The following is a 12,248-nucleotide window of genomic DNA, read 5'->3' as shown; positions in this document are numbered from 1 at the left end:
ATTTACCTTAGTATCGATTACATGAATAATAGTGGTAATAGTAATGATTATTATTCGGTGACTTATTGTGATTAATTTTTATGCATTTAAATTGAAACCTGTGGCATTACTTTGTTCTGCCACCCTTCCTTTTATTTTGACTACACAGGCTTTTGCTGAAGAAACAGCAAAAACAGAACACGTTGAGAAGCTTGTTGTGAGCGCTCAAGCACTAAAAGTAAATACACGTTTGCAAGAAACACCTAAATCGGTTTCTGTTATTTCTCAACAAGATCTAGAAACACATGCTCCACAAAAATTAGATGAAGCATTGCGTTATACATCTGGTGTTGTCTCTCAACCTTATGGTGCGGATAACGACACAGATTGGCTTCGTGTTCGTGGCTTTGAAGCAGCAACCTATTTAGATGGTAGCCGTCTTTTCCGTGATGGTTATTATACATGGTTATTAGAGCCTTATGGTTTTGAACAAATTGAAGTGGTAAAAGGCGCATCGGCGGTATTATTTGGTGAATCGACACCAGGTGGTGCGGTTAACGTCGTACAAAAGAAACCCAGCTTTAAGCCTCAAAATGAAGTATTTCTTGAGGTCGGAAATAATGACCAACGTGGTTTAGGTTTTGATGTTTCAAGTGCTACCGATGATAAACGTGTGCGCTATCGTCTTGTTGGATTAATGAAAAAGTCAGATGGAGAATTATCTCACACTGATAATGAGCGTATTTATCTTGCGCCAAGTGTTGCGATCAACCTGACTGATGATACATCATTAACCTTTATGGCAACCTATTTGCATGATGATGGTACGCCAACTAATCCTTTCTTCCCTGCTGCCGGTACATTAATTTCATCTCCTTTTGGTAAAATAAAGCCTACTACCAACTTAGGTGAACCAGGATACGATAAATATAAACGAACCCAAATTTCAGCTGGTTATTTATTAGAGAGTAACATCAATGATGTTTGGCGTTTTTCTCAACGTTTAAATTATGGTTATAACGATCTGCTCTTACGTAGTGTTTATGCATTTCCTAATTCAGATATAACAGCAACAGAATTGAATCGCGGTGTTGTTTTCCGTGATGGTAAAAATCAAAGTATTACCTTTGATAATAATGTGGTCGGTGAATGGGATACGGATAACTTTGAGCACACATTATTAGCAGGCGCAGAGTTGCAATATCACCAAACTAAAGGTGATGAACAAGATAATTATAGTTTTGGCACCATTAATCCTTGGAACCCTATTTACGGAAACTATACCCCACTCAATCCAGTAGATAACGTTAATCGGACTATTGATAAAACCCAATATAGCCTTTATTCACAATATCAAACCAAATTTGATAGTCGCTGGATTGCCGTTGCTGGTGTACGCCAAGATTGGGTAAAAACAGAGAATACAGCAAAAGTAAAAAATGAGGATAAATCTCGTACTGATAGCGAATTTAGCCTGAATGCAGGATTAATGTATTTAGCGGATAATGGATTATCGCCTTATGTCAGTTATTCCGAGTCCTTTGAGGTAATGAGCACTATCGATCCAGCAACAAAGGATCTGTATAAACCGTTAAAAGGTGAGCAAATTGAAGCAGGTGTGAAATATACACCTGATTTTATGGATGGCTACTTTAATATTGCTTGGTTTGATATCACTCAGAAAAATGCGCTTGTTGCAAACCCAACGACATTTGTTTCAACACAAACAGGTAAAGTGACTTCAAAAGGTATTGAGGTAACAAGTGAAATGCAATTAACGGAACGTTTAGCGTTAAAAGCCAATTACACCTATACCGATATGCAAACCGATGACACGGGTAATAGAGGTAAACAACAAGCAGGTTTAATTCCTAAACATACTGCTTCTGCTTGGGGTAGTTACACTATTCCAATAACAGGAACCCAAGATTTAACTTTAGGAACGGGTGTTCGTTATTTAGGTAAATCTAAAGATAATCCTAAGAGCAGTGATTTAACAGTACCAAGTGCAACATTATGGGATATGGCAGCAACCTATAATTTCAATAAACAGTGGCAATTACAGCTAAATATCAACAATATTCTTGATAAAGAATATCTCTCTGGCTGTGATTATTACTGCTATTACGGGCAATCTCGTTCTGTTTTATTAAACGCTAAATATCGCTGGTAATTTTCTTTTTTATTCCGCTTTTTATTGTTAACCATGCAATAAAAGGTGGAATATGATTTTATAAATGAGTGACCATGTTTGAACTCTCAAATATTCAAATGGATCGCGGTGGACGCACTATTTTATCAATACCCTCACTGCGTATTTCAGATTCAGGATTAACCATTGTGCTTGGCCATAATGGCTCAGGTAAATCGACACTCGTCAGTTTGTTATCGGGTCAGCAAATTCCTGATAGCGGATGTCTCACACTAAATAACCGTAATATCTCACAATATAAGCCTCGTGATTTGGCTAAACAAATCGCGTTTCTTCCCCAAAAACTTCCCGCTTCTGCTGGATTAACTGTCAGAGAATTAGTGCGTTTAGGACGCTTTCCTTGGCGTGGAACATTCGGCCGTTGGAATAAAAAAGATGATGAAATTATCACAATGGCGATGGAAAAAGCGGGAGTACTTCCTTTCGCTGACACGCTTGCAGATGATTTATCAGGTGGTGAGCGTCAACGGGCTTGGGTTGCAATGTTACTCGCTCAACAATCACCGATCTTGATCTTAGATGAACCAACCTCGGCATTAGACATACATCATCAATACCAATTAATGGAATTGTTGAGTGAGTTAAATCAAACTCAGCACGTTGGTATTATTGTTATTTTGCATGATCTTAACCTTGCCTTGCGTTATGCCACTCATATCATCGCACTTAAAAAAGGGAAAATTGCGTTTGAAGGTGAAGCCTCGTTACTTTTTGATGATGAGCGACTCTCCTCGCTTTATGAAACACCCATTAAGCTGATTGAACACCCTGATAATAAAGGCTCACAACAACATAAAGTGGCGGTGGTATGCGTGTAATATTACAAAAAATAGTTAATTTACTGTCCTTTTGTTTAGTAATTTTCTTAATTACCCCCACAGTAAATGCGGCGCAACATAATAATGAAAAGGCTTCTAACACACCGCAACGTATTATTGTTTTAGACTGGGATTTACTTGAACAAATATTAACACTTGAAGTTATCCCCGTAGGGGCAACTGAAATTGCAGGTTATAACCAATGGGTTGCTCGCCCTATTGCACCGAATTCTATTGAAGAAGTTGGTATGCGAGCAGAGCCTAATTTAGAAAAAATAGCGACGTTAAAACCTGACCTTATTTTAGCATCAAGCTCACAACAAGATTTATTACCTGTATTAGAAACCATTGCTCCTGTGGTTTATTTACCTAATTTTTCTCGCCAAGATAATGCGGCACAAGTCGCTCTAGCGCATTTTAATACCCTTGCTTCGCTTTTGGGAAAAGAAGCTCTCGCACAACAAAAGTTAGCTGAAATGGACGCTACTTTTGCGCAATTTAAAGCAAAGTTACAGCAGGCATTTATCACATTACCTGAAGTAGAAGTGATCCGTTTTTCTACGCTCACCTCCATCTTTTTATATACTGAAAATTCAACAACCGAATATGTGATAAATAAGCTGGGGCTGAAATCGGCAATATCATTACCGCCACAACCTTGGGGTATTGATCAACGAAGAATGAATGTATTGCAACAGATTAAACATGGTTATGTCCTTTATATGTTGCCTTTTCCTGATGAAAGTAAACTGCAAAAATCAGTATTATGGAAAGCCATGCCATTTGTACAAAATGGGCATTTTCATTCAGTCAAACCTGTCTGGAATTATGGAGGAATGACATCATTGACATTAATGGCGCAAGCCATTACTGAAAGCTTATTAGATATGGCACCTAGTAATGAAAATTAAGCAACTTACTTTCTATTTTTTGGTAATTATCTTATTAAGCATTACCAACTTACAAATTGATAATTCTCTTTCTTTATCTCATCAATTGTATTTATTGGCTAATTCAGCCACAACAATGCCTTTTGCTGATGTTTTTTTCTTGCACGCACAATTACCACGTTTAGCTATGACCGTTGTTATTGGCGGGTTATTTGGTGTTGTTGGCAGTTTAATGCAGCAATTAACGCAAAATAATTTAACTTCCCCTTTAACCTTAGGAACGTCATCAGGTGCTTGGCTAGCCTTAGTGATCGTTAATATTTGGTTCACTGGCTGGGTTACAGATTACAGTGCAGTAGCTGCAACAATTGGCGCTTTATTAGCCTTTTCTCTGGTGATTATTATTGCAGGTATTCGCAATATGACCGGCTTACCTTTAGTTGTTTCAGGTATGGTGGTCAATATTTTATTAGGCGCTATTGCAACGGCATTAGTGACATTAAACTCACAATTTGCTCAAAATATATTCATGTGGGGAGCTGGTGATTTAGCACAAGATGGCTGGGATAAAGTTTATTGGTTATTACCACGAATAACACCTGTTTTACTTATTTTTATCTTTGCACCTCGTATTCTCACTTTATTACGTTTAGGGCATGAAGGTGCGGCGGCTCGTGGGCTTTCTGTTTTACCTGCATTTGCCTTTTTCATTATATTAAGTACTTGGTTAGTTTCTGTTTCTATTACGGCTGTTGGTGTAATTAGTTTTATCGGATTACTTGCACCTAATATAGTTAGAACATTAGGAGCTAGAACGTCTAGCCAAGAACTCATTGCAAGTGGATTAATGGGAATATGTTTGCTGTTAATTACCGATAGTCTTGCGATATGGGTTGGTCAGTGGCTCAATACAGTTATTCCTAGTGGTGTTACGGCAGCGGCTATTGGGGCGCCAGCATTAATTTGGTTTAGTCGTAAGAAAATGCGAGCTCAAGATCAGCTTTCTATTTCAATTATTTCTCAAACTAAAAAAATATCGAATTATACGGTCATAGGAATAACGGCATTATTAATACTTGGATTAGCGCTTACCCTGTTTATTCATATTAATGAGCGCCAATGGTTATGGGAAATACCTTCCGTTTATCAATGGGCTTTGCGTTTCCCTCGTCTATTAACAGCACTCTTTGCTGGTGTTGCACTGGCTATTGCTGGCGTTATTTTACAACGTTTAATTTATAACCCGTTAGCCAGCCCAGATATTTTAGGTGTTTCATCAGGTGCAACCTTCGCTTTGGTATTTTCTAGCTTAATTCTGGGAAGTACTTTACAAACATCACAATGGGGAACTGCGTTATTAGGAAGCGGCGTTGTTATGATTATCTTATTAGTGTTGGGTAAAAGGCACCAATATGCCCCTGCCAGTTTAATCTTAACGGGTATTGCATTAACCGCGAGTTTAGAGGCTTTTATTCAGTTTTTCTTAGCGAAAGGTTCGTTAAGTAGCTATAAAATATTATTGTGGTTATCAGGCTCGACTTATCGTGTAACAGGGCAACAAGCTATTTATTTTGCATTAGCTATCATCTTTATTGTGGGCGTTGTTTTATTACTCACTCGATGGTTGGCATTAATATCAATTGGTCGAAACTTTGCTTTAGCGCGAGGATTACATACAGCGCGAGCAAGTATTATTTTACTGATTATTGTTTCTCTGTTATGTGCATTAGTTACGTCAACTGTTGGCCCTATCGCCTTTATTGGCTTAGTCGCTCCTCATATGGCGGTATTAATTGGCGCTCAAAAAATAAAATCACAATTAATTCTTTCGGGATTAATCGGTGCGACTTTAATGGTTTGGGCTGATTGGCTTGGGCAAATATTGATTTATCCTGCACAAATTGCCGCAGGAACTTTAGTAGCGATTTTAGGTGGTAGCTATTTCCTTTGTTTAATGCTGTTAAATCGTAGTCGCTGATCGAAAAAAGCCTAAGATATCAACATTAATCTTGCTGATATTCTTAGGCTTTAATTATTATTGATTGTGCTTAAATCTTACTGTTGTGATTATTTATGCATTTAAAGCCAATAAATGCAATTAACATCACTAAAGTACTTGCGCCAATGGCAACCCATACGCCAGATTGAACACCAGAATAATCAATAAGTTGCCCTGTTAATGTTGCACCAATTGCTGTGCCTACATTTAATCCTGAAAGTAACCATGTCATTCCTTCAGTAAGCTGATTTTCTGGGACTATCTTCTCAATAAGTGACATTGTCACGATATATCATTAACGCTTATTTTAGCAATTGAGTAAATTGCTGATATAGCATATTACCTAATGTTTTTGCGGTATATTCTTCGCTATGACCTAAATTATCAACCGCAGCATGCATACCATGATAAATCAATGTACTGGTTAATTCCGGTTGTGTAACATGCCAAGTTTTATTTTCTGTACCTGAAATTAACAGTGTTTGAATTTGCTGTAATGCTCTATTTTCATGAATATTGCTGCTTTGATGAAATACTTGATGAAAAAGCATGTCGTGTAATTCTTGTTTCTCAACATAAGCAATAACGCTGATTTCACACCACTGTTTTAATTTCTCACGATGATCTTGTTGTGAGCAGGCATCCATGGCGTTATCTATTTTATTTAAATACCAATCCATATAACGTGTTCTGAGCGCATCAAGAATGTCTGTTTTGGCAGAAAAATAGTGATAATACGTTCCTTTTGCTACCCCTGCTTTTTTTACAATATCGCTAACGGTTGTGGCATCAAAACCTTTATCAAGAAATAACGCTTCTGCGGCATTCATTAACTCTTCTAAACGAACCTCTGCGGGTTTTGTTCTTGGTTTATCTGTTATTTGTTCTTCTAATGACATTGCTTATCTCCCTCAAAGCCGCTTGTAAAGAGTACTCTATATTAAAGCGAGTCACAATGATGACAAATGAAACTCATTATCAATATCAATTGACCGACGGTCGGTCGAGTATTATTATGCCATTATTATTCATCATTAAGGCAATAAAAGCTTATGACTTATTTAAAACGACTGTCACTTATCTGTGCCATTTGTTTAGGTACTTTTATGGCAACTCTCGATATTAGTATCGTGAATGTAGCTCTGCCAACTATTCAAAATGATATGCATGCTGATATGGCAACCTTGCAGTGGATTGTTGATACTTATGCGCTTTGTTTGTCAGCCTGTATTTTGTCATCAGGTCCTTTGAGCGATCGCTTTGGGCGAAAGAAGGTATGGCTATGGGGCGTGATTATTTTCACGTTAGGTTCAGTAATTTGTGCGATTGCACAGCAACATGAAATATTAATTCTTGGACGTATTATTCAAGGTATTGCCGCGGCTGCACTTATTCCGGGTGCATTGTCTTTAATTACTCATGCTTTTCCTATTGATATTGAACGGGTTCGCATTATCGGTATTTGGTCTTCAGTCAGTGCATTATCGTTAATTATTGGTCCTATTTTAGGCGGTTTTTTAGTTTATGTGAGTGGCTGGGCGAGTATATTTCTTATTAATATTCCTATTGGCATTATTACCGTCTTATTAGGTTGGTATGGATTAAGTGAGAGTGCTGATCCTGAAAATGTTGCTTTAGATCCTTTTGGCCAATTAACCAGTATGTTGGGATTAGGATTACTGACTTATGGTTTAATTGAAGCTGGCTCTGTGGGTTGGTCACATTATAGAACAGTATCAACACTGATTGCGGGGATTATATTCCTTGCCCTTTTCTTAATGATAGAAAAACGTGTGGAGCGTCCTTTATTACCACTGGCTTTATTTAAAGATCGCACGTTCTTTCAATATAACCTTTCTTCTTTTACCTTGGGTTTTGCTACATACAGTAATGTATTTTTTATCGCATTCTTTTTGCAAAAAGCACAAGGTTGGAGTGCATTAGAAGCGGGTTGGAGAATGGCACCAGAATTTATTGCAATGGCACTATTTTCTATGTCTTTTGGACGGTTATCTTCTTATTTCTCTGTTAGAAAACTTATGATCTGTGGTTTCTTATTAATCGCTATTTCTTCTTGTTTATTAGCGACATTAGCAACAAATAGCCATTATGGAATAACAGGAAGCTATCTGTTTGTATTAGGTGCTGGAATGGGATTAGCAACACCCGCAATAGGTGCTTTAGTGATGAAAAGTGTGTCACCATCTCGTTCTGGTATGGCGTCTGCAACCATGAATGCATTAAGACAAACGGGTATGACAATGGGAATTGCTTTATTAGGCACTTTGATGGTGCAGCAAGCAATTCATTATATGGTGCTCCAAAGTCAGACATTGGGAATATCTGTAAGTTATACCGATATTGTTAGTTTGGTGACTGAAAATACGACAAATAGTTTAGACAAAGGATTTGTCACTCTATTACCAGAGGCATTTAATTCGGGGTTTGCTTATGCAATTGCGATCGCGGGGATCTCATGTTTTGTGACTTTATTTATTGTGCTCTTTCCTGTTAAAGCAAAACATAAGGCACTTACTCAACAAATCACAGATTAATATCTATAAACGTTGAGCTAGAAATTCAAGAAAAGACTCAATATTACGTGGGGTCGTCTCAGAAAACGGAAAATAAAGCACGCTAAGCCGGTGGCAGCGGTCGCAATGGCCTAAACTTCCCCGCACCGACCTTGGCGCTGCTGCGCCATAGGTAATCGCCGGTCAGGTTGATGTGCTCCCACCCCAGCGGCGACAGATATTGCAACAATGTGTCGTCCAGCGCCGTGCCGTTGCCACGCAAAGCACTGGTGGCACGCTCCAGATATACCGTGTTCCACAACACGATGGCCGCCGTCACCAGATTGAGGCCGCTGGCCCGGTAGCGCTGCTGCTCAAAACTGCGGTCGCGGATTTCACCCAATCGGTAGAAGAAGACCGCCCTGGCCAGCGCGTTGCGCGCCTCGCCCTTATTCAGCCCCGCATGGACGCGGCGGCGCAGCTCCACGCTTTGCAGCCAATCCAAAATGAACAGCGTGCGCTCGATGCGCCCCAGCTCGCGCAACGCCACGGCCAAGCCGTTCTGGCGCGGGTAGCTGCCGAGTTTGCGCAGCATCAGCGAAGCCGTTACCGTGCCTTGCTTGATGGAGGTGGCCAGCCGCAGAATTTCATCCCAATGGGCGCGTATTTGCTTGATGTTCAGCCTGTCGCTGCTAATCATCGGCTTGAGCGCGTCATAGGCGGCATCGCCCTTGGGGATGAATAGCTTGGTTTCGCCCAAGTCACGGATACGCGGCGCGAAGCGAAATCCCAGCAAATGCATCAAGCCAAACACGTGATCGGTGAAGCCTGCCGTGTCGGTGTAGTGTTCCTCGATGCGCAAGTCCGACTCGTGGTACAGCAGGCCATCAAGCACGTAAGTTGAATCACGAATGCCCACGTTGACCACCTTGGCACTGAAGGGCGCGTACTGGTCGGAGATATGGGTGTAGAAAGTCCGTCCTGGACTGCTTCCATACTTCGGGTTGATATGACCAGTGCTTTCTGCTTTGCTGCCGGTTCTGAAGTTCTGGCCGTCCGACGATGACGTGGTGCCGTCACCCCAGTTGCCGGCGAAGGGTTGCCGAAACTGCGCATTCACCAGCTCGGCCAGCGCCGTCGAATAGGTTTCATCGCGGATGTGCCAGGCTTGCAGCCAAGACAGCTTGGCGTAGGTGGTGCCAGGGCAGGACTCGGCCATTTTGGTCAGACCCAGGTTGATCGCGTCGGCCAGGATCGTCGTCAACAGCAAGGTTTTGTCCTTGGCCGTGTCGCTGGTCTTCAGGTGTGTGAAGTGGCGGGTGAAGCCCGTCCATTCATCGACCTCCATCAGCAACTCGGTGATTTTGAGGTGCGGCAGCAGCATAGCTGTCTGGTCGATCATGGCTTGCGCGGCGTCTGGTACTGCCGCGTCCAGCGGCGTGATCTTCAGGCCTGACGCGGTGGTGATGATGGCATCCGGTAAGTCGTTGGCCGCAGCCATGCGGTTGACTGTGGCGAGTTGCGCCTCCAACAATTCCAACCGGTCATGCAGGTATTGGTCGCAGTCGGTGGCCACTGCCAGCGGCAATTCGCTGGCCAGCTTCAAAGTGGCGAACTTCTCGACCGGCACCAGGTATTCGTCGAAGTCCTTGAACTGGCGAGAACCCTGCACCCAGACATCACCGGAGCGCAGCGCGTTCTTCAGCTCCGACAGGGCGCATAACTCGTAGTAACGCCGGTCGATGCCGTCGTCGGTCAGAACCAGCTTTGCCCAGCGCGGCTTGATGAATGCGGTTGGCGCATCGGCGGGCACCTTGCGCGCGCTGTCGCTGTTCATGCCGCGCAGCATGTCGATGGCATCGAGCACACCCTTGGCGGCGGGCGCAGCCCGCAATTTGAGCACGCCCAGGAACTGCGGCGCGTAGCGGCGTAGCGTGGCATAGCTTTCACCGATGTGGTGCAGGAAATCAAAGTCGGCAGGCCGCGCCAATGTTTGCGCTTCGGTGACGCTGGCGGCGAAGGTGTCCCAGGGCATAACGGCCTCGATGGCGGCGAACGGATCGCTGCCGCTTTGCTTGGCCTCAATCAACGCTTGACCGATGCGCCCATACATCCGCACCTTGTCGTTGATCGCCTTGCCGGAAGCCTGGAACTGCTGCTGATGCTTGTTCTTGGCCGCGTTGAACAGCTTGCCGATGATGCGATCGTGAAGGTCGATGATTTCATCGGTGACGGTGGCCATGCCTTCGATGGCCAGCGCTACCAGCGTGGCATAGCGTCGTTGCACCTCGAACTTTGCCAGATCAGCAGGCGTCATCTGGCCACCTTCACGAGCGATTTTGAGCAGGCGGTTCTGGTGAACCTGCCGCTCGATGCCTGCGGGCAGATCAAGTGCTTGCCAGGATTTCAGGCGCTCAATATGTTCGAGCATGTGGCGAGAGTTCGGTTTGGCAGGCGACTGGCGCAGCCATGCCAGCCACGTCACTTTACTGCCGTCCTTGCGCTTGAGAAGTTCGTCCAGGCGCTGACGGTGGGGTGATAACAAAGAATCGGTCAGCGCCGCGTAAATGCGTCGGTTGGCACGGGTGATGGCCTCGGCGCTTGCGCGCTCGATGGCATTCATGGCGGGCAGGATAATGCTCTGCCGCCGCAGATTCTCGACAAGTGCGCTCGCCAGCACGATGCCTTTGTCGGTCTGCAAGGCCAGCTCGGTCAATGTATGCACGGCTTGCCGATAGTGGCTCATGGTGAAGGGCTTGAACCCAAAAACCGTTTGCAGCTCGACCAAGTGCTCCCGCCGTGTCTGTTCGCGCTGGCCGTACTCGCTCCAACTTTCCACTGGCATCTTGAGTTGCGCGGCCACCATGCGCAACAGGGGCGGAAACGGAGGCTCATCGACGCCCAAAAAGGTGCCAGGGAATCGCAAGTAGCAAAGCTGCACAGCGAAGCCCAATCGATTCGCGGCGCCGCGACGCTGACGGATCACCGACAGGTCGGTTTCGTTGAACGTGTAGTGCCGTATCAGTTCGTCTTTGGCATCTGGCAGTGCCAGCAGGCTTTCGCGCTCGGTGGCGGACAGGATTGAGCGGCGTGGCATGGTCAGTCTTCCCGCAGGTACTGGTACAAGGTTTCGCGGCTGATGCCGAAGTCACGGGCCACCAAGGTTTTTTGGTCGCCTGCCGCAACTCGCCGTTTCAACTCGGCAATTTGTTCGCTGTTCAGCGATTTCTTTCGTCCCCGGTAGGCACCGCGCTGCTTGGCCAGCACGATTCCCTCGCGCTGACGTTCGCGGATCAGGGCGCGCTCGAACTCAGCGAAGGCTCCCATGACCGACAGCATCAGATTGGCCATCGGTGAGTCCTCGCCGGTGAACTTCAGCCCTTCTTTGACGAACTCCATGCGCACGCCCCGTTGTGTCAGCCCTTGGACGATGCGGCGCAGGTCATCAAGGTTGCGTGCCAGCCTGTCCATGCTATGCACCACCACGGTGTCGCCCTCGCGGACGAAGGCCAGCAGCCTTTCCAGCTCGGGACGCTGGGTGTCCTTGCCAGAAGCCTTGTCGGTGAACACCCGCGCCACCTGAACACCCTCCAATTGCCGTTCCGGGTTCTGGTCGAAGCTGCTGACGCGGACATAGCCGATGCGTTGACCTTGCAAGATGCCTCCAAAGGCAAAAGTGTCAGGATGAAATCTATTACCTTTGACGGAATATGTCAATCAATAGGAAATTTAACTCTATTCTGACATCGTTTGCACATGGTGTCGTTTTCAGAAGACGGCTGCACTGAACGTCAGAAGCCGACTGCACTATAGCAGCGGAGGGGTTGGATCCATCAG

The 12,248-nt window shown here is 44.3% G+C and carries 9 protein-coding genes; 5 read left to right on the top strand and 4 right to left on the bottom strand.

Translation table 11 applies throughout. The features are described from left to right. Positions 1-67 precede the first annotated feature (67 nt). The 4 genes from ABN212_RS06025 (at position 68) to fhuB (ending at position 5,877) form a co-directional block, all read left to right on the top strand. Positions 68-2,152, top strand: coding sequence for a TonB-dependent siderophore receptor (locus tag ABN212_RS06025; RefSeq protein ID WP_349442999.1), 2,085 nt, complete (start codon positions 68-70; stop codon positions 2,150-2,152). Positions 2,153-2,226: 74 nt separating this feature from the next. Continuing rightward, a complete protein-coding gene (locus ABN212_RS06020) occupies positions 2,227-3,009 on the top strand; it encodes an ABC transporter ATP-binding protein (protein WP_349442998.1) in 783 nt (260 codons plus the stop codon). Continuing rightward, positions 3,000-3,920 (top strand): iron-siderophore ABC transporter substrate-binding protein, encoded by a 921-nt coding sequence (locus ABN212_RS06015; protein WP_349442997.1) that lies wholly within the window; start codon positions 3,000-3,002, stop codon positions 3,918-3,920. The genes ABN212_RS06020 and ABN212_RS06015 overlap by 10 nt, the downstream gene beginning before the upstream one ends. Beyond that, positions 3,910-5,877, top strand: a complete 1,968-nt coding sequence (gene fhuB / locus ABN212_RS06010; protein WP_349442996.1) for a Fe(3+)-hydroxamate ABC transporter permease FhuB — start codon at positions 3,910-3,912, stop codon at positions 5,875-5,877. The genes ABN212_RS06015 and fhuB overlap by 11 nt, the downstream gene beginning before the upstream one ends. A gap of 70 nt (positions 5,878-5,947) precedes the next feature. Here fhuB and ABN212_RS06005 read toward each other — a convergent pair whose 3' ends face one another. Together ABN212_RS06005 and ABN212_RS06000 are read right to left on the bottom strand one after the other, a co-directional pair. Beyond that, complete coding sequence (locus ABN212_RS06005) at positions 5,948-6,178, bottom strand: MFS transporter (protein ID WP_349443076.1); 231 nt, start codon at positions 6,176-6,178, stop codon at positions 5,948-5,950. Positions 6,179-6,200: 22 nt separating this feature from the next. Continuing rightward, complete coding sequence (locus ABN212_RS06000; protein WP_349442995.1) at positions 6,201-6,797, bottom strand: TetR/AcrR family transcriptional regulator; 597 nt, start codon at positions 6,795-6,797, stop codon at positions 6,201-6,203. A gap of 153 nt (positions 6,798-6,950) precedes the next feature. Between ABN212_RS06000 and ABN212_RS05995 the strand changes: the two genes are divergently transcribed. Then, the gene (locus tag ABN212_RS05995; protein WP_349442994.1) at positions 6,951-8,453 is read left to right on the top strand and encodes an MFS transporter; all 1,503 of its coding nucleotides are present in this window, start codon (positions 6,951-6,953) and stop codon (positions 8,451-8,453) included. Between the two features lie 82 nt (positions 8,454-8,535). Here ABN212_RS05995 and ABN212_RS05990 read toward each other — a convergent pair whose 3' ends face one another. Together ABN212_RS05990 and ABN212_RS05985 are read right to left on the bottom strand one after the other, a co-directional pair. Further along, positions 8,536-11,508 (bottom strand): Tn3 family transposase, encoded by a 2,973-nt coding sequence (locus ABN212_RS05990; protein WP_001138073.1) that lies wholly within the window; start codon positions 11,506-11,508, stop codon positions 8,536-8,538. A gap of 2 nt (positions 11,509-11,510) precedes the next feature. Beyond that, entirely contained in the window at positions 11,511-12,068 is a 558-nt protein-coding gene (locus ABN212_RS05985) for a recombinase family protein (protein ID WP_001162012.1), read from the bottom strand. Positions 12,069-12,248: the final 180 nt, after the last annotated feature.

The sequence above is a fragment of the Proteus genomosp. 6 genome (genome assembly GCF_040139785.1).
In the GTDB taxonomy this organism is placed as follows: Bacteria; Pseudomonadota; Gammaproteobacteria; order Enterobacterales; family Enterobacteriaceae; genus Proteus.
The sequence above is the reverse complement of the archived record's forward strand: the minus strand, read 5'-3'. Positions and strand labels throughout refer to the sequence as shown.